This is a genomic window from Chryseobacterium vaccae (genome assembly GCF_009602705.1).
GTDB classification, from domain to species: Bacteria; Bacteroidota; Bacteroidia; order Flavobacteriales; family Weeksellaceae; genus Chryseobacterium; species Chryseobacterium vaccae.
This window is the reverse complement of record NZ_VSWH01000001.1, coordinates 4,192,383-4,210,579: the sequence shown is the minus strand read 5'-3', so window position 1 is coordinate 4,210,579 and position 18,197 is coordinate 4,192,383. Positions and strand designations below refer to the sequence as shown.

General features: G+C 39.0%; 18 protein-coding genes and 1 tRNA gene. 8 read left to right on the top strand and 11 right to left on the bottom strand.

Annotated elements, in window-relative coordinates:
- Positions 1-19 precede the first annotated feature (19 nt).
- Both FW768_RS19225 and FW768_RS23760 read left to right on the top strand, forming a co-directional pair.
- Positions 20-877: a hypothetical protein gene (locus FW768_RS19225; RefSeq protein WP_231128733.1), complete on the top strand. Its 858-nt coding sequence runs from the start codon at positions 20-22 to the stop codon at positions 875-877.
- A gap of 139 nt (positions 878-1,016) precedes the next feature.
- Complete coding sequence (locus FW768_RS23760; RefSeq protein ID WP_231128732.1) at positions 1,017-1,871, top strand: DUF4822 domain-containing protein; 855 nt, start codon at positions 1,017-1,019, stop codon at positions 1,869-1,871.
- Positions 1,872-1,952: 81 nt separating this feature from the next.
- On the opposite strand, the gene FW768_RS19215 is transcribed toward FW768_RS23760, so the two are convergent.
- The 11 genes from FW768_RS19215 to mce all read right to left on the bottom strand — a co-directional run bounded on the left by FW768_RS19215 (position 1,953) and on the right by mce (position 10,842).
- Positions 1,953-2,999, bottom strand: a complete 1,047-nt coding sequence (locus FW768_RS19215; protein WP_153398169.1) for an MBL fold metallo-hydrolase — start codon at positions 2,997-2,999, stop codon at positions 1,953-1,955.
- Between the two features lie 13 nt (positions 3,000-3,012).
- Positions 3,013-4,593 (bottom strand): Na+/H+ antiporter, encoded by a 1,581-nt coding sequence (locus FW768_RS19210; protein ID WP_153398167.1) that lies wholly within the window; start codon positions 4,591-4,593, stop codon positions 3,013-3,015.
- Between the two features lie 418 nt (positions 4,594-5,011).
- The gene (locus FW768_RS19205) at positions 5,012-5,347 is read right to left on the bottom strand and encodes a hypothetical protein (RefSeq protein WP_153398165.1); all 336 of its coding nucleotides are present in this window, start codon (positions 5,345-5,347) and stop codon (positions 5,012-5,014) included.
- A 73-nt stretch (positions 5,348-5,420) separates the two neighbouring features.
- Positions 5,421-6,113 carry a hypothetical protein gene (locus FW768_RS19200; protein ID WP_153398163.1) on the bottom strand — a complete coding sequence of 231 codons (693 nt, stop codon included), beginning with the start codon at positions 6,111-6,113 and terminating at the stop codon, positions 5,421-5,423.
- A gap of 44 nt (positions 6,114-6,157) precedes the next feature.
- Positions 6,158-6,904, bottom strand: coding sequence for a phospholipase D family protein (locus FW768_RS19195; RefSeq protein ID WP_153398161.1), 747 nt, complete (start codon positions 6,902-6,904; stop codon positions 6,158-6,160).
- 142 nt (positions 6,905-7,046) lie between these two features.
- Complete coding sequence (gene map / locus FW768_RS19190) at positions 7,047-7,811, bottom strand: type I methionyl aminopeptidase (RefSeq protein ID WP_153398159.1); 765 nt, start codon at positions 7,809-7,811, stop codon at positions 7,047-7,049.
- A 59-nt stretch (positions 7,812-7,870) separates the two neighbouring features.
- On the bottom strand, positions 7,871-8,215 hold the full coding sequence (locus FW768_RS19185; RefSeq protein ID WP_153398157.1) for a hypothetical protein: 345 nt from the start codon (positions 8,213-8,215) through the stop codon (positions 7,871-7,873).
- A 269-nt stretch (positions 8,216-8,484) separates the two neighbouring features.
- Entirely contained in the window at positions 8,485-9,672 is a 1,188-nt protein-coding gene (locus tag FW768_RS19180) for a hypothetical protein (protein WP_153398155.1), read from the bottom strand.
- A 20-nt stretch (positions 9,673-9,692) separates the two neighbouring features.
- Entirely contained in the window at positions 9,693-10,037 is a 345-nt protein-coding gene (locus tag FW768_RS19175; protein ID WP_153398153.1) for a hypothetical protein, read from the bottom strand.
- A gap of 270 nt (positions 10,038-10,307) precedes the next feature.
- Positions 10,308-10,381: transfer RNA gene (locus tag FW768_RS19170), tRNA-Ile, on the bottom strand.
- Positions 10,382-10,443: 62 nt separating this feature from the next.
- Positions 10,444-10,842: a methylmalonyl-CoA epimerase gene (mce, locus tag FW768_RS19165; RefSeq protein WP_153398151.1), complete on the bottom strand. Its 399-nt coding sequence runs from the start codon at positions 10,840-10,842 to the stop codon at positions 10,444-10,446.
- A 92-nt stretch (positions 10,843-10,934) separates the two neighbouring features.
- On the opposite strand from mce, the gene rbfA reads away from it, so the two are divergent.
- From rbfA to ribD, 6 genes are all read left to right on the top strand, one after another.
- Positions 10,935-11,294, top strand: a complete 360-nt coding sequence (rbfA, locus tag FW768_RS19160; RefSeq protein WP_153398149.1) for a 30S ribosome-binding factor RbfA — start codon at positions 10,935-10,937, stop codon at positions 11,292-11,294.
- Between the two features lie 5 nt (positions 11,295-11,299).
- Positions 11,300-12,505, top strand: a complete 1,206-nt coding sequence (locus tag FW768_RS19155) for an ABC transporter permease (protein ID WP_153398147.1) — start codon at positions 11,300-11,302, stop codon at positions 12,503-12,505.
- Positions 12,506-12,556: 51 nt separating this feature from the next.
- Positions 12,557-14,338 carry an endonuclease gene (locus FW768_RS19150; protein WP_153398145.1) on the top strand — a complete coding sequence of 594 codons (1,782 nt, stop codon included), beginning with the start codon at positions 12,557-12,559 and terminating at the stop codon, positions 14,336-14,338.
- Positions 14,339-14,398: 60 nt separating this feature from the next.
- Positions 14,399-15,136 (top strand): shikimate dehydrogenase family protein, encoded by a 738-nt coding sequence (locus tag FW768_RS19145; protein ID WP_153398143.1) that lies wholly within the window; start codon positions 14,399-14,401, stop codon positions 15,134-15,136.
- Positions 15,137-15,210: 74 nt separating this feature from the next.
- Positions 15,211-17,016, top strand: coding sequence for a DUF349 domain-containing protein (locus FW768_RS19140; protein WP_153398141.1), 1,806 nt, complete (start codon positions 15,211-15,213; stop codon positions 17,014-17,016).
- 63 nt (positions 17,017-17,079) lie between these two features.
- Positions 17,080-18,117 (top strand): bifunctional diaminohydroxyphosphoribosylaminopyrimidine deaminase/5-amino-6-(5-phosphoribosylamino)uracil reductase RibD, encoded by a 1,038-nt coding sequence (gene ribD / locus FW768_RS19135; protein WP_153398139.1) that lies wholly within the window; start codon positions 17,080-17,082, stop codon positions 18,115-18,117.
- Positions 18,118-18,197: the final 80 nt, after the last annotated feature.

Genomic DNA, 18,197 nt, shown 5'->3' with positions numbered 1-18,197 from the left:
TCGGAAATACACTTCTGTTATGAAAAAGATTTCTTCAATTTCGTTTTTTCTCTTATTTTTTTCTTCTACCCTGTTTCTTTTGAGCTGTGAATATAAGGTGAAAGGAAACGGCTCCGGTGCAAAGGAAGCTTCTGAAAAAAAGACTTTGAAAAATGTAAAGGACTTTGATGAGCATACGAAAACCATTCATGTTCTTGTGGCTTTATGTGATAATAAGTACCAGGGAATAGTACCTGTTCCTGAAAAGATAGGAAACGGGCAGGATCCTGATCAGAATCTTTATTGGGGTGCCGCTTACGGAATCCGTACTTATTTTAAGAAAAGTAAAGAATGGAAGTTTTTAAAGTTGGAGAAAAAGGATTCTGTACGAATGGAAAGGCTTGTATTTCAGAATACATCAGATAAAAACTATTATCTGGTGGCAGATGCCTATGATGGCCAATATATAGAAAACTGCACAAGAGATTTTTTCTACAGCAATTCCGGCCAATTAAAGGAGGTTGTCAATATTAACGGAAAACGGATCGGAATCTATGGAAATGCAAAGATGGTTTCTTATGTCGGGCATGACGGGCTGATGGATTTCCAGTTATCGGAATCTTTTAAAAACACAGATGGAAAAGTCAGGGACTGTATTATTTTAGCCTGTTACAGCAAGAAGTTTTTTTCACCTCAGCTAAAAGATACGCGTGCCAATCCTTTGGTATGGACTACCCATCTGATGGCTCCTGAAGCTTATATTCTGCATGATGCCCTGACAGGTTATGTAAAAGGTGAATCCGGGGAACAGATCAGGACCCGAGCAGCTTCGGCCTATTCCCAATATCAGAAATGCAGTATGAAGGCGGCCAGAAATCTGCTTGTAAGCGGGGGGTAATCTTTTGATTTCTCAGCTTTATTGAGAAATCAATAACTCCAATAATCGTGAGTGATATTTTTTACAAAAAAAGAGATATTTGATACAACATTTTGATGATCATAAAGGGATAAGTTTGCAAAGATTTAAAAATCCAATTATGAATACATTGAAAAAATTATGTTACCTGTTTGCAGCCGTGTTTTTTTCTGCTGCTTTTGTATCGTGCTCTGATAATGATGAGATTATCACTGAGCAGATAACTCCCTCACAGACTCTTGCTTCTACTCCATGGGAAACTACTGGGGCTAAAGACAGAAACGGACAATCCGTAGACCTTAACAATGCCAGCGTAAACGGCTATGTAGGTTTCGCTTACTTCAAAAGTGACGGAAATTTTGTTATTTATGGGCTTAATGACGCTATCAGATCAAGAGGAACATGGTCTGTAGACGCTTTGGGAACCAAGAGAACCATTACAGCATTAAATCCGGATGGAACCACGATTTTCACTCGTGATGTAGAGATTCTTGTTCTTAACCGAAATGAATTTACGTACAGAATCCGTCCTAATGCAGCGGATCAGTCTATCTATTATGATATTATCCACACAAGAACTTCGCATGCTGAGCCTGCTAACGGGCAGCTTACGCTTGCTTCTACTCCATGGGAAACTACGGGAGCAAAGAACAGCAGCGGACAGCCGGTAGCTTTAACTGATGCAAGTGTAGCCGGATTTGTAGGGTATTCTTATTTCAAAGCTAACGGAACATATGCTATTTACGGATTAAATGATGCTCCGAGATCAAAAGGTACATGGTCTATTTCTCCGGACGGAAAGAAAAGAACCATCACGGCTTTGGATAATAACGGGAATGTGCTTTTCACCCGTGTTGTTGATATTCTTACGCTGAACAGCAGTGAATTTACCTACAGAATTACTCCTGATGCAGCGAATCCTTCTGTATACTATGATATCATCCACACCAAGGTGAACCACAACGAACCCCATTAAAACATAGATATTTTTTAAGTTAGTTGATGATGAATGGTGAAGCCTGCTCAGAGGAGCAGGCTTTATTTTTTTATCCGGGGGCTACCAACAATTTTCCCACCATTTTTCCCAATTAACTTTTCCCAGCTGATCCAGATCTGTTTTTTCACCGATCATGGGAAGGGTTATCGGCTGGTTATTTTCTTCAGCATATTTTGAAACCATCTCCAGGGGTTCATACCATGGATGCTGGGCCAGCTTAAATTTTGAATTATGAACAGGAATAAAGTTGTCTGCCTTCAGTTCTTTTACTTCCTGAATGATCTGTTCAGGCATACTGTGAATATATGGCCATTTTTCGTTGTATTGTCCGCATTCCATAATAGCCAGATCGAAGGGCCCGTATTTTTCTCCGATTTCGGAGAAATGGTTTCCGTAACCGCTGTCACCACCGAGAAAGAGAGTTTTAGACGGTGTTTTTAAAACAAATGAGATCCACAGGGAAATATTCCGGTTGAGCAATCTTCCTGAAAAGTGTCTTGCCGGAGTAACCGTAAGGGTAAAACCTTCTGCAAGGTCTGCAATTTCCCACCAGTTTTTCTCAATGATCTTCTCAGAAGGCCATCCCCAGTATTCAAAGTGTTGTCCGGTTCCTAATCCGCATATTATTTTTCCTGTTTTGTCTTTCAGCGCCTGAACGGTTTTATAATCCAGATGATCCCAGTGATCGTGAGAGATGAGCAGAAAGTCTATATCCGGCATATGTTCCGGCTTGTAATAATCTGCTCCCGGAAATGCTTTTATAGACCCCGGCATTGGTGATGCATTCCCACTGAACACCGGATCTACCAGAAACTTTTTACCATCAATCTGGATAAAATAGGAACTGTGGCCGAACCACACGAGCACATTTTCTTCCGGCTTGAGATTTTTAAGGTCTGTTGTGATAAACGGAAGCGGAAATCCCGGAGTGGTATGCTCTACTTTGCACAGGCTGTTCAGGAGGGCTTTGGTCATGCTTTCGCCTTCCAGTAAAGCGGGTGTAGGAAGTATATTCTGAAACCTTCCGTTGAGATAGTTGGGAAGGGTACTGAAGTATTCTTTTCTTTTTTCATCGGGGAACTGCCCGAGTTGTTTTACTAAATTCATTGCTGTATTTTTTTTACATTCTGAGCCTTTCTTCTTCCAGATCAAGTCTTGTGAGATAATGTCTTATGTATTCTTCGTCGATATGGGAATTCCTTCTGTTTTCTTCCCGGAGCCAGGTTCTCTGCTGTTCCAGGGTTTCAAAATAAATTTCTTTGGCTTCATCGGAAAGTTTGTGGGTAGAATCTTCTTTATCTTCCTGTTCCCAACGGTCCATCAATCTATTGAAATATTCGTTTTCACTGCGTCTTTCTTTATAGTTTTCATTGAGGTACTTTAAGGCTACACGACGCATTCCTTTTCTTAAAAAGTGTTCCGATTCTTCTTCAGACATGTAACTGCTTTCTGATTCAGACAGTTTGAGTTTTTTTATCAATGCAGGCAGTGTCAGCCCCTGAACAATTAATGTTATTAAGATCACTACAAAGGTAATGAAGAGGATGAGATCACGATGCGGAAAAGGCTGCCCGTTTTCCATCATTACCGGAATTGATAATGCTGCGGCTAAAGAAACTACCCCGCGCATTCCGGTCCATCCCATGAGTACGGGAGCTTTCATTCCGGGGTCTCTATCTGCCACGTTGATAAAGTTTCTCATAATCAGGGTAACAAATACGGCTCCGAAAGAAGCCAGGAAACGAACTATAATCAGAACCGCCGTAACCAGTACTCCATAGCCGACCGCTCCAGACAGACTGATTCCTTCTTTGTTTAAGCCTACCATAATTTCCGGTAAATCCAAACCGATCAGCAGAAATACAATTCCGTTGATCAGAAATACAAAACTTTCCCAGACATTTGATCCTTTCAGCCTTGATTCTGAAGTACGGAATATTTCATGCCTGCGGACAGAAAGGTATAGTCCTCCGCTTACCACCGCCAATACACCGGAAGCATGAACTTCCTCTGCAGCAATATACATGACATAGGGAGCCACCAGACTTAAAATAGCATCCATATTAACATCGGTAGGAAATATTTTTTCAATTTTTAAAAATAAAAACGCTAGTACTAATCCTATTCCTAGTCCTCCGAATATCATCCATCCAAAGCTTAAAGCGGCCTCCTGCCACACAAATTGTCCTGTAGCAACCGCTACCATTGCAAACCGAAAAATAATCAGTGAGGAAGCGTCATTGAACAGGCTTTCTCCTTCCAGAACCGTGGATACATTTTTGGGTACTTTTACAAATTTCAGAATAGCTCCGGCACTCACGGCATCGGGTGGAGAAACAATTCCTCCCAGCACAAATCCTAACGCCAGTGAAAATCCGGGAATGTAGGAGTTGGCTACAAAAGCCACTGATATGGCAGTAAGAAATACGACAATGAAAGCAAAACTGGTAATGATGCGCCTCAGCTTCCATATTTCTTTCCATGAAACGGCAAAGGCAGCTTCATACAGCAAAGGTGGCAGGAAAATAATAAAAATAAGCTCGGGATCAATTCTCAGAACAGGTAAGCCGGGAATGAAACTGATCAGAAGTCCGGCAATCACTAAAATGATAGGATAAGCCACTTTCAGCCGGTTGGCCAGCATAACTGAACCAATAATGACTAAGACCAGCCCCAGGTAATAAATAAAATTCTCCACCATTGTTTTTTAATTTATTTTGAACCCAGTCGTCTTTTAATTTTATAAAACCGGATTTTTTCTAAATAAATATAAGAATTGACAGGAAAGTATGGAAATATTTTTTGTATTAATCTGAGCTCGGATTAAGGAGTAGATGGAAGAAGTAGGCTGGAAATTACTTTGAGTTATAGGTATTGAAAGCCACCAGAAAATCAAATTAAATAAAAACAGGGTGATAAAAATGCGGCCTTTTACACAGCCGCATTTTCAGTTTAAAGATTTTCTCTGAAAAAAGGAATTGCTTTTTCCATTGCCTGTCTTACGGGCTCAGGCTGGTCATACAGATCGTAATGGGAATATTCTTTTATAACCAGTAATTCTTTTTCCCGGATGCGGCTCTTCTTATGATCTCGTATCCGTCTCTGTAGGCACCGAAACCTCAGGGTTTATCTCCTATTACCACCAAAATCGGTTGTTTTAATAATATTTCGCTTAAATAGAATGCATCCCAGCCCATTCCTGCGCCCATACAGAAATATACTGCACTGGTTGCTCCACCCGGAGCCTTCCCTCTTGGGGTTTTATAATAGTCTGTGGCTTCAAGGACATCTATATCTTCAATTCCGGCCTGTTTTCCGGCTTCTACTGAATCAGGAAGCATATTGATAGTCAGCAGATCTCCACCTCTGACTTCTGCGGAACGCCGAGCGGTAACATTATTAAGAACTTCCATAGGACTTCCGCCGGCAAAACCGTCTCTTAATAAGCTCTCCAATATTCAGCAAAATTAAGAAGTTTATCCGGAAGGATACAAATTAAGGAAAAACGGATACATTTTACGGTTTATATCATTTCAGCTGTCCGGAAAAATACAATACTACTAGTAAAAAAATCCCAGCGAATGCCAGTATTCCAAATATAATAGCGACAGAGAACATCACTAATTTCCAGAATGCTTTCGGATCAAACTGAAAGGTTTCCGGATGGATGCAGAATTCTCCATATATCCGCGGATCAACTTTCAGATCCGGTCTGAAATGTCTGATTCTTTGTATAAAACCTGCTCTCAGGGCTCTGCTGTTTTTGAGTGAATAAGACAAAGCCGGATCGAGATTGTTAAAATTAATTTTTTCGTATCCGGTGTCTGTAAATACTGCAATAAGATAGGTCTTATTCTGGCTGGTCAGCTGTACATCATAGGTATCCGGAAGGTTAAGGTTTCTGATCCGGCTGTAAAGCACCTCATCTGTGGTTCCGTCTGCTTTTTCATAATGAATTCCCTGGTCATCCACCACAATTCTTTTGATCCTGTTTTCTGCGTTTCTTTTTATATGCCGGGATAAAAAAAAGAGCCCGGTGCCCCATATAAAATAATATATAATGGCTCCTGCGATAAAAACGATGGACCATTCAGCAAAAAGCAAAGGAAATATGGACAGTATTATCAATAAAGAGAGCAGGAACGCTCCGGCAAAAATCCTTATCAGCCAGGTCATTGTCCAGTTAGGTCTGGATACCAATACGGGAAATCCTTTTCTCATCTCATCTTGCATCTGATTAATATACTGAAAATTTCTGAGAAAGTTTAATTAGCAGGTTCAGGATACAGATGTTTCCCCCAAGCCTGAATATCTCTCTGCCTGAGATCTGAATGAAAAAGCTCATTAAATTCTGTAACAATCCGGCCGACCGCATTAGGATCTGTTGTTCTGATCCGTGTTTCATAGTTTCCTTTGAGCCCGCTTCCTGTAAAATTCAGGGATCCCATGTAGGCAATCTCATCATCGATGATATAAATTTTGCTGTGGATAAAACTGCTTCCTGAATCGGAAACAAAGACTTTAAAAGGAAACAGCTGCCGGTAATGGTAATTGTATATTTTTTTCGTTTTTATTTTGGTGAGGTAGTAATTTCTGATGAAAAATAAGATCAGTAAAGGAAAGAGACCGTACAGTATTTTCAGATCTTTCATAGAATACAGCAAAACAATCAGTAAGGCTGCTGATCCCAGCATGATGTAAAGTAGCATTTTCTCCAGACTTATCCAGCTGTTGCGGACAGCCTGTGCATGTTCATCAACGACCCGTTGCTGGATAATCATTTTATGAATATTTTTTTCGTATTCACCGTAAAAATCTTCAATATTATCCGTAGTGATCAGGTTCACCTGAATCCCTCTTGATCTTAAAGCAATAAGCTGTCTTACCAGGTGCGCCGATAAATAAGGGGATACGATTTTCACATTTTTTCTGGCATAGGAAATATCTTCAAGGAGTTTTTTTCCGGCTCCACGGCCTATATAGATATCACAATTTGCACCGCTATAATACATAATTCTTCAAATAATGAATTAATATACACATTTTAAATAAATCTGGACTGTTTCAGGAAAAATTCTTCTGTATCAGAAACTGATGAGCAAAAAAACACTCACATTTCTGTAAGTGTCTGCTTTTTTATTGACAGGAATGAAATCAGTTCAATATTCCATTCATTTCTGTTAAGATTACGGGTTTCCCGTCTGTGATCAGGATGGTATGTTCATGCTGTGCCATATATCCGCCTTTGTTTCCCACCATGGTCCAGCCGTCATTCAGTTCTACGGCAAGATTAGACGTTGTGGAAATGAAAGTTTCAATGGCTACAACGGAATTTTTCTTAAACCTTCTGGTATCAAAACGGTTTTTATAATTCATTAATTCATCAGGCTGTTCATGCAGGCTTCTCCCTACTCCATGTCCGCCAAGATTTCTGATGACTTTAAAGCCTCTTTTTTTGGCTTCGGTTTCCATCAGGGCACCTATTTCTGCTATTTTTACGCCTCCTTTTATATTACTGATCGTTTTCTGTAAGATTTCTCTGGAAGCATCCACCAGTTTCTGATGTCCGAGAATATCATTCCCCACAACAAAAGATCCACCGTTATCTGCCCAATATCCGTTCAATTCTGCCGAAACATCAATATTAATCAGGTCTCCTTCTTTCAAAACTCTTTGATCAGAAGGAATCCCGTGGCAGAATTCATTGTCTACACTGATGCATGTCCATCCCGGGAACCCATACGTTAAATAAGGTGCCGATTTAGCGCCGAAATCAGAGAGGATTTTTGTTCCGTACTCGTCAAGATCTTTCGTTGTCATTCCGGGCTGGGCATAACTGATCATTTCCTTTAAAGTAAAGGCAACTGCTTCACTCACTTTCTGCATTCCGGTCAATTCGCTTTCGTTTGTTATAGACATAATGGTGGTTTTATAGATAGAACGGTTTGTTATCCATTAAGAACGACAAAGTTAAGGAATTAATCTGTTTTGGGTAGGACTGAGTTTTTCAACCCTTCATCTCCATAATAAGCCTCAACAGCATCATGGATATCTTCTTTCAGCGTTTGACTGTCTGGAAATTTGATTAACAATCTTTTCAGACCTTCAACCCATTCTTTATTCTGAAGCTGGTAAGAAATTGCTTCAAAACGCGAAGAGATCCATTCCAGTGTATCAAGATCAAGCTCATTAAGCGCTGTTATTGCGCCTGATACATCAGAAAGCATAAGCTCACTAATCAAATCTTTATCCGTTGAAACAGTGGGATCATTCACATGCTTCTTTTTAATTCCCTGAACGATTTCTGTGATTTTTGTTTTCATGGTATTTTCCCGCTAAATTAACCAAAATATGTTCTGAGTGGTGAATCCTTCTCAAATTGAATACAATTATTTTTAAAGAAAAGACACTCATTTGATATGAGTGTCCGATCGGTCAATTATTCAGAAAATATCCATAATGAAGTTAAAACGTTACAAAAACACGTCATCAGTATATGATCTTTTTAATCAAAAAAAGACTTAAAGACTATGATTTAGATAAAGATTTGAACTCTATACAAAAAATCAAATTTAGAAATTTAAACAGACTCTTAGAATTTATAATTAAATCCAAGGGAATATACCTGATCATTTTTGGCATCAAACGGAAGCCTTCCCGCCGCATAGCTTGCATAGAATCCGGAAGTGGTCTGAAGTGCCATTACAAAATAGTTCACAGAACTCAGTCCGGCTGCTTTAACAGAAGCAGGAGCGTCTATTTCCTGATAAAAACGATAATTGGCATTGAAGAAAATATTCTCCTTCTTTATTCTCGAAATAAAGGTTCTGAAACCCGTTTCTATCCTGAATCTCGGAAAAGGATCCTTATTTCCGGTGAGGCTTTCACGGACAAGATCTTTATTGGGAATCACATAATCGCATCCGATCTGTAAGGTAGGAACCGTTGAACCGTATACTGTAAAAGTCTTGTCTGCGCCTGTAATCAATCTCAGCAAAGCAAACGGGTAATCCAGAATATTCAGCTTTGAGAGCAGGCTTGAATTATCCCAGCCTTTGGCTCCTAAATCAATCATAAGTCCGGGAGTGAATTGAGTTTTTGAAAAATCCTGATTGGATTCAAAAGCAAATTTAGGTGACAAGCCGTAATAAAACTGATCGGAAAGCTTAAGGTTATTTCCGAACTCGTCCCATAATTTGAGGGCTTCAGGGCTTTTCATGTCTTTCATCGCCACCAGTTTATCTTCAATTTCGTTCAGTCTGGTAAACACCTCTTCATCATTTTGCCGGATAACGCCTCCACTGAAATGGGTATAACTGTAGTTGACTTTCGTTTCCAGAAAATTATTGGGATTGGCATCTTTGTTAAATGCTACATTCCCTTTGGCAGAAAGCCCGAAAGTATGCGAAACTCTATGGTTCTCTTTTTCTATAAATTTGGCATAATCAAAATTAAAATCATAGGTAAAACCTAAAGAAGTCGTGGCACTGTCCTTCGACTGAAACGTTTTAAACGCGATATTCAGGTCATTGAGGAACTTAAATTTATTATTCTCGCTGATGTAGCTCTGCTTAATAAAGTTTTGCCACAAGGCATTGTACAATTCAGGATCTTTGATGATTCCGTTGAGGATGGTTTTAATGTCTTCTTCACTTTTGTTATTGGCTTTTAAGACGGTAACCAAATCATTAATCTGTTTGTCCGATACTTGCTGGGCATTCAGAAAACCTCCTGCCAGACTGAGAATTAATATAATCAGATTTAAATATAGCTTTTTCATGATCATTGGTTTTAATTGTTTTATTCTCCCCAGAACCTGTAAGCGTCATCCACAGCTTTGGCCAGATCTTTTACCATTTTGGTATCGTCTGTAAGAACTTTCACCATACTGTTTATGGCTTTTGTCCTCGTCATTTTGTCTTCATATTTCGCTCCCCGGCCAACCCTGAACACATTGTCCAGCTGATCTGCAATCATCTTCGCGTCCAGCTTCCTGAGTTCTGCACTTGCCAACGGATTGTAATAGGTAAGATCGCTCATTACCAGATCTCCACTATCGTTAAAATTGGTGGATAACTGTTTCATAATATAAAAGGTAGACCACAAAGTGGTACATGCTCTGTTGTTAGGTGACCAGTCTGCCATAAGATTAAGTTTTTAGGTATTAGTGTAGTATAAATTGGGTCAAATGGGTATCAATGCTAATACTTCTGATGAAGTATTACTGAAAGTTCGCGCCTGGTTGTCTGCAACCCTCTCTGTTTAATTCTCTAATCAAATGTAAGCAGTCTGCAGGAAATTTGAAATACCCTGTTTGGGTTATTTGTTGGGTGGTTTGAAAAGTGTAAAAGTTGTAGATTTATTGTGATGGGGAGTAATAATAAAAAACGCTCACATGATGTAAGCGTTTTTTCGTGGTCCCACCTGGGCTCGAACCAGGGACCACCTGATTATGAGTCAGGTGCTCTAACCAACTGAGCTATAGGACCTCAAAATTTGGTTAAATTTTGTGACTGCAAAAATAGCAAAATTTATTTCACTACAAAATTTTTTATTGCTTTTCTTGACACAATTCTACCAGCACTCCATTGGTAGATTTAGGATGAAGGAAGACAACTAATTTATTATCAGCACCTTCTTTCGGTTCTTCTGAGATAAACTGAAATCCTTCTTTTTTTAGTCTTTCAACCTCTGCAAGGATATTTTCTACGCCAAAAGCTAGGTGATGGATTCCTTCGCCTTTTTTATCGATAAATTTAGAGATCGGGCTTTCCGGGTTGCTGGCTTCCAGAAGTTCTATTTTACTCTCTCCGGTTTCATAGAAGGAAGTAACCACTCCTTCCCTTTCCACAGTTTCCTGTTTATAGGGTTCTTTTCCTAAAAGCCTGGCAAAAAGATCGTCAGAAACGCCTAAAGATTTTACGGCAATACCAATATGTTCTAGCTTCATAAATACTAATAAATATAATTAAATCGTAAATTTGATACCGGAGCTAAATTTCAGGTATCAATTCAAACAAAAGTACTAAATTTGCACAACTTATGGAAAGTAATAGACAAAGAAAAGTAGCACAGATCATTCAGGAAGACTTCGCGGAGCTTTTCCGCAAACAGGCTTCAGAAAGCAAGCAGAGTATTTTAGTATCCGTTTCAGATGTAAAAGTAACGGCAGATCTGGGTATTGCTAAAATTTATTTAAGCATTTTCCCGCAGGAATTTCGTGCTGCAGTTATGAAGGAAATTGAAGAAAACAAACCTCAGTACAGAAATTTTATCGGCCAGAAAATGGCTAAACAGGTACGTATCATTCCACAGCTTAACTTTTACCTAGACACCGCTCTTGACGACGTTGAAAGACTTGAAAGAGAATTAAGAGGCGAAGGCGACAATCCTGTTTTATAAGAATTTTGAAGAATATTGCATTTTACATAGCATCCAGATACCTTTTGGCTAAAAAAGGCAGTACTGCCGTTACGTTCATTACGTGGCTTTCGGTAGGTGCCATGATGGTTGCTGTGACTGCAATGTTCGTTATTATCTCCGTTTTTTCAGGACTTGAAGACCTCAATAAAGATCTGATCTCCAATCTTCATGCGGATCTTACCCTTAAAAGCGTTTCAGGAAAGACAATAAAAGATCTGGATAAGGTAAATACTACCTTAAAGAACAACAAAGCGATCAGCAGTTTTTCCCGTATCATTGAAGAGAAAATATACATCAGCTTTCGCGGGAAAGGCGATATTGCCTATCTGAGAGGAGTAGATTCAGCCTATACTAAAGTTAATCCGATTGATAAAGAAGTCATCTACGGAACTTATCCGAGTTTTAAATACTCCAATGAAGTGTTCATGGAAACCAATCTGGATAACAGACTTTCTATTCCTGTAGATTCTTCCGACAATTATGCTACAGTATTTATGCCGAAACCAGGAACCGGGATCATTAACAAAGAAGAAGATATTTACAACAAAAGAGATATTCTTGTTACCGGACTTTTTCCGGGAAAAGAACAACTCGACAGCTATATCATTGCTCCTATTGAGCTCACCGAAGAACTGCTTAATCTTCAAAAAAAATCCGCGTACGAGATTGTTATCAAATTAAAAAATCCGGACAGCGCCGATGCAGTTAAGCAAAACCTTCTCAATATCCTTGGAAAAAACTTTGAAATAAAAACCAAGGAAGAAGAAAATGCAGCTTTCTGGAAGATGATCAACACAGAAAAAATGTTCATTTACCTGATCTTTGCGCTTGTTATCTTCATTACGACTTTCAACCTGGCCGGAGCCATTATTATCCTTCAGCTGGATAAAAAAGAACAGGCCAAATCCCTTATTTCATTAGGATTCCCATTGAGCCATCTGAGAATGACTTATTTTTATACAGGGATTCTTATTGTAATTTCAGGTGTTATTTCCGGATTGCTTCTGGGAACCATCCTTTGTTATTTCCAACTCTATACAGAGTTTTTCAGAGCCAACTCTATCCTCCCGTTCCCTGTAAAAATTGTCGGGAAAAATTATTTCATTGTAGCCCTTACCGCTTCCCTGTTCGGGATTGCTATTTCTTGGTTCTTTTCAAAAATAAGCAAAGAGTATATTACTAAAAATTAACACGTTTCGTTTTCATTTTTTTGTACCTTTACGCCCCTTAATTTTTTAGAAATGAAACGAATTCTATCCTTTTTAATGCTGGGCATTTTGTTTATCAATGCTGCAGCACAGGCACCTGCCGGTTATTATAATAATGCTGCAGGCCTAACAGGAGCTCCCCTTAAGACAGCCTTAAAAACCATCATCAAGAATGGTCATCAGGACAAAGGTTACAACGGTTTATGGACAGCTTACGCAACTACAGACCGGGATTATTATTATGATAATGATGGGAAAATTCTAGATATTTACTCTGAAAACCCTTCCGGCCCGGATCCATACTCATATACCTTAGGAACGAATCAGTGTGGAAACTACAGCGCTGAAAGCCATTGCTATAACAGAGAACACATTGTACCGCAAAGTCTTTTTAGTGAACAGAGTCCTATGGTTGCGGACGTTCATTTTATCCGCGCTACCGATGGAAAAGTAAACGGGATGAGATCCAATTTTCCTTTCGGGAAAGTAGGAACAACTGCAAGTTTCACTTCTATGAATGGATCTAAGTTAGGTAACTCTGTATCTCCGGGATATTCAGGAACAGTATTTGAGCCGATTGATGAATTCAAAGGAGACGTTGCCCGAATGATTTTTTATTTTGTAACAAGATACGAAGCAGAACTTCCTTCTTTCAGTTCAGGAAATATGCTGGGCGGATCTGCATTTCCGGGACTACAGCCGTGGGAACTGAGCCAGCTTATGGCATGGCATGCTATGGATCCGGTTTCAGATGCTGAAAGAGGAAGAAACAATGCTTCATATACTTATCAGGGAAACAGGAATCCTTTTATTGACAATCCTGCTTATGTTGAAATGATCTGGGGAAGTCCGGTTCCTGATAATCAAGCACCGACCGCTGCAACCAACCTTACAGCACAAAACCCTACTTCTAACACGATTTCTTTAAGCTGGACTGCTTCTACAGATAATATCGGAGTAATAGGTTATGATGTCTATGCTAACGGAACATTAAAAACCACGGTATCCGGAACCTCTACAACTGTTCCGGGATTAACACCTTCCACACTGTACAACTTCTATGTTATTGCAAGAGATGCAGCAGGAAACTCTTCCCCTCAAAGTAACATTGCAAGTGAAACAACTTTAGCCGGACAGTCCGGAGGAAATACAAGCTGTGGTACAGAAAACTTCAATAGTATTGTAGGAACAGATAATGGTTATGACATCAGAACCTGGACCAATAATAATATCACCTGGACTGCAACAGATACCAAAATAGACGAGAAAATCAATACAACCAGAGCCATCACTATCAGAAACGGAACGTTGACCAGTACAACCATATCCGGAGGTATTCAGACGTTAACACTGACTACCCAAAGAAGATTCAGTGGTTCAAACAACACTGTAAACGTATTGGTTAATGATGTTGTAGTAGGTACTATTCCATATAACCAGACTGCAACAACAACAGTTCTTAACATTAATGTTGACGGAGATGTTGTCATCAAGTTAACCAACCCTAGCTCCAACAGAGTTACCATGGATGACTTAAGCTGGACATGCTTCGGTGCATTAGGTACTTCCGAAATTAAAAAAGATAAAACTGAGTTCACCATCTACCCTAATCCGGTAAAAAACAATGAACTGTTTGTAAAAGGTGAAAACCTGAGCAAAATTTCAAAAGCTGAAATCTATGATCTTTCAGGAAAGCTTATTGAAGTGATCGCTAATCCTTTCAAAAACTCTAATAAGATTAACCTTAAAGGACTTGTTAAAGGAAATTACATTCTGAAAACGGATAGTTTCTCTACAAAATTCATAGTAGATTAAACTTGAAAAATATTTTACAACAAAGACCGATTTATTCGGTCTTTTTTTTATTTTTGATTCATGGATTCCAATAAAAAATTAGGACTTATAGGAAAGAATATTTCCTATTCCTTTTCCAAAAAATTCTTTGAAAATAAGTTTCAAAAGCTGATGCTTCAAGACTATTCTTACGATATTTTTGACCTTAATGATATTCATGAAGCTGAACAACTCTTCAACAACCCGGAACTCTTAGGCTTTAATGTTACCATTCCTTACAAAGAAAAAATCATCAATTATCTGGATGAACTGAGTGATGAAGCCGAAAAAATAGGGGCAGTTAACTGCGTACTGATCCGCGACGGAAAAAAGACGGGTTACAATACCGATGCTTTCGGATTCGAAAAAACCCTGCTTCTGCATAAAAAGACCCATCACGACAAAGCCCTGATCTTAGGAGACGGCGGGGCAGCAAAAGCGGTGAAGTATGTTCTGGACAAACTGGGAATCCCCTCCATAACCATCTCCAGAAAATCTGAAATTACGTTTGATACGCTAAGCAAAGAAACCGTACAGGAACATAAAATTATCGTTCAATGTACACCGGTAGGAACTTTTCCCAATGTTGAAGACTGTCTGGAATTTCCTTTTGACGGACTTTCAGCGGAACATCTTATCATAGACCTTATTTATAATCCCAATTACACCCAATTCATTATAAAAGCATCCGAAAAAGGAGCAAAAACAGTGAACGGCTACTACATGCTTGAACAGCAAGCAGAAAAAGCCTGGGAAATTTGGAATTTTCAAAAAAAATAAACTAAATTAGTACTCAAATTGGCTTTGAGGCTATATAGAAAGGATATTAACGCCACTCACATAAAAGATTTGCTATGACTACAGAAAACAATCTTTCTGAAAACGAAGAAAACAAAAATTCCCAGGAAGTATCTCAGGAAGAAACGTCAGGAAACACCGTACCTCAGAATGAGCACCATGATGACGACACAGAACATCATGAGGAAGAGCATGCTGATGCAGATATAACTTTTTCCGATGCTTTGAAAGAAATGGAAAAGATTATCAATACGGACAATGCCGGAGAAAACTTCAAAAGATTCAACCTGTTAAAAGATAAAGCAAGTCATCACATCCATGATGAAGTGGAAGACAAAAAACATGAATATGTAGAGGCAGGAAATGCTCCTGAAAACTTCAGTTATGAGCATCCTTTACAAGCCAGATTCTCTGCTTTGGTTAATATCTTCAGAGAAAAACACGATTCTTATCAGAAATCGCAGGAAGAAGAGCAAAAGAAAAATCTGGACTACCGCCAGAGTATTATTGAAAGACTTAAAAATCTTTATACCAATTCTGAAGCAGGAACCAATCTTTTCAAATCCATCCGTGAGATTAAAGAAGACTGGTCAAAAGCAGGACAGGTTGCCAAATCGGAATTCAAGATCCTTAACAACAACTATTTTCACCATCTGAACCAGTTTTATCAGATGCTGGATCTGAACAAAGAGTTCCTGGAGCAGGAATTCAGCCACAATCTGGAGAAAAGACAGCATATCATTGCACGTGCCAAAGAACTTGAAAATGAACCTGTCATTCAAAAAGCCCTGAACGAGCTTCAATATCTTCATAAATTATGGAAAGAAGAGGCAGAGCCTGTGGCAGAAGAATTCCGTGAAAAAACATGGGAAGAGTTCAAAGAGATCTCTAACAAGATCCATGAAAGAAAATCTGAGCTTTCTGCTGCTATTGAAACAGAACAGAACGCTAATCTGGAAAAGAAAAACCAGATTATTGCAGAGATTAAAAAACTTTCTGAACCATCAGAAACACCTAACCACAACTACTGGCAAAGCTCCATTAAAAGAGTGGAAGATCTTCGTTCTGAATTCTTAAAAACAGGAAGTGTTCCAAGAAAACTGTCCAATCAGAACTGGAATGACTTCAAAACCATATTAAGAGGATTCAACACAACAAAGAACAACTATTATAAGTCTTTGAAAGGATCTCAGCAGGCCAACCTGGAAGAAAAGCTAAAACTGATCCAGACAGCTAAAGACAACATGAACAACGAAGAATGGGATATTGCCGTTCCGTTATTCAAAAAACTTCAGGAAGACTGGAAAAAAGTAGGTCATGTTCCAAAAAGTATGACCAACAAAATCTGGGATGAGTTCCGTGATGCCTGCAACACGTTCTTCAATAATTACAGAGAAAAGAACAACGCTTCCAACGACAACTGGAAAGAAAACTACAAGCACAAAAAAGAACTGCTTGATGAGCTGAAAACAGTTTCCAACGAAGATGGCAGCATTGAAAGAATTGAAGCCATTAAAACAGCATGGAACAATATCGGAAAAGTGCCGAGAGATAAAATCGCCATCAACTCTGAATTCAACAAAACGTTGAGAGAGAAGCTGAAACTGAACAAGATCAATGAACTTGAACTGAAAGAAGAAGGCTTAACAGAAACTCAGCTTACCGACAAGGCAAGAAAAATGAAGAGCCAGATCTCCGACCTTGAAGCCGAAATTGTGAAACTGGAAAACAATTTAGCATTCTTCAACAAACCGTCCAGAGAGAATCCTCTCCTAAGAGACACTTACAATACGATTGACGAGAAAAAGGCCCATCTGGAAACATTAAAACAGAACCTTCACAACATCATCGCTGGAGAGTAACACATTAAAAAACATAAACAGGCGGAGCAAAGAAATTTGTCTTCGCTTTTTTCTTTTTTCACTATGAACAACGACGAATTCTATATTAAAAGATGTATTGAACTGGCTCATAAAGCCTTGGGCAGCACCTACCCTAATCCTCTTGTTGGCAGTGTGATTGTTCACAACGGAAAAATCATCGGAGAAGGGTATCACCACAAAGCAGGAGAAAACCATGCCGAGATCAATGCCATCAATTCCGTTAAAGATAAAAACCTTATTCCTGAATCTACCATCTATGTATCGCTGGAACCGTGTGCCCACTATGGAAAAACACCACCGTGCGCCCTTAAAATTAAAGAACTCGGCTTCAAAAAAGTAGTAATCGGTGCCATGGATTCCCATGATAAAGTAAACGGAAAAGGGAAAAAGATCATTCAGGATGCCGGTATCGAAGCTGTTTCAGGAGTTCTGGAAAAAGAATGTATTCAGTTAAATAAAAGATTCTTCACCTACCACGAAAAGCAGAGACCCTACATTATTTTAAAATGGGCACAGTCCGGAGACGGGTTCCTGGATAAAGATTTTAAACCTACAGCCGTTTCCAATACACTGGCCAGCCAGTTTGTTCATCAGTTAAGAGCCGATGAACATGCTATCTTAGTCGGGACACAAACTGCTTTAACAGACGATCCAGGCCTTACGGTAAGACACGTTGAAGGAATAAATCCGGTGAGAATTCTGATTGATTTCGATCTGAAAGTTCCCCGGGATTTCAAGATTTACAATGATGAAGCCCCAACTCTTGTTTTTAACACTGAAAAAGAAGGAACAGAGGGCAATATCCGGTTCATCAGAATTGGGAAAGGCAATTTTCAGTCTGATCTGATGGCTGCATTATACAAAGAACAGATCCAGTCTGTTATTATTGAAGGAGGAAGATTTACGCTGCAACAATTTATTGATGCCGGAATCTGGGATGAAACAATCATTATTAAAAATGAAAACCTGAAACTAGAAAGCGGAACCAAAGCACCGGATTTTAATCATATTCCCGAAAAAACCGAGAATTTCAGAGATAACACCATTTCATTTTACACAAACAAAAACAACATTGTTTAGATATTTCATAACCAATTGAATTATTTTACCTATATTTAATATTAATTAAAACGGAATCTGAAAAGTTTCAGAGTAGGAAA

Coding starts and splice junctions, on each gene's coding strand:
- mce (WP_153398151.1), bottom strand. CDS start 10,842: ATGAAGCTAGAACATATTGGTATTGCCGTAAAATCTTTAGGCGTTTCT.
- FW768_RS19200 (WP_153398163.1), bottom strand. CDS start 6,113: ATGAGAAAAGGATTTCCCGTATTGGTATCCAGACCTAACTGGACAATG.
- FW768_RS19215 (WP_153398169.1), bottom strand. CDS start 2,999: ATGAATTTAGTAAAACAACTCGGGCAGTTCCCCGATGAAAAAAGAAAA.
- FW768_RS19150 (WP_153398145.1), top strand. CDS start 12,557: ATGAAACGAATTCTATCCTTTTTAATGCTGGGCATTTTGTTTATCAAT.
- FW768_RS19185 (WP_153398157.1), bottom strand. CDS start 8,215: ATGAAAACAAAAATCACAGAAATCGTTCAGGGAATTAAAAAGAAGCAT.
- FW768_RS19225 (WP_231128733.1), top strand. CDS start 20: ATGAAAAAGATTTCTTCAATTTCGTTTTTTCTCTTATTTTTTTCTTCT.
- FW768_RS23760 (WP_231128732.1), top strand. CDS start 1,017: ATGAATACATTGAAAAAATTATGTTACCTGTTTGCAGCCGTGTTTTTT.
- FW768_RS19145 (WP_153398143.1), top strand. CDS start 14,399: ATGGATTCCAATAAAAAATTAGGACTTATAGGAAAGAATATTTCCTAT.
- FW768_RS19195 (WP_153398161.1), bottom strand. CDS start 6,904: ATGTATTATAGCGGTGCAAATTGTGATATCTATATAGGCCGTGGAGCC.
- rbfA (WP_153398149.1), top strand. CDS start 10,935: ATGGAAAGTAATAGACAAAGAAAAGTAGCACAGATCATTCAGGAAGAC.
- map (WP_153398159.1), bottom strand. CDS start 7,811: ATGTCTATAACAAACGAAAGCGAATTGACCGGAATGCAGAAAGTGAGT.
- FW768_RS19175 (WP_153398153.1), bottom strand. CDS start 10,037: ATGGCAGACTGGTCACCTAACAACAGAGCATGTACCACTTTGTGGTCT.
- FW768_RS19210 (WP_153398167.1), bottom strand. CDS start 4,593: ATGGTGGAGAATTTTATTTATTACCTGGGGCTGGTCTTAGTCATTATT.
- ribD (WP_153398139.1), top strand. CDS start 17,080: ATGAACAACGACGAATTCTATATTAAAAGATGTATTGAACTGGCTCAT.
- FW768_RS19180 (WP_153398155.1), bottom strand. CDS start 9,672: ATGAAAAAGCTATATTTAAATCTGATTATATTAATTCTCAGTCTGGCA.
- FW768_RS19140 (WP_153398141.1), top strand. CDS start 15,211: ATGACTACAGAAAACAATCTTTCTGAAAACGAAGAAAACAAAAATTCC.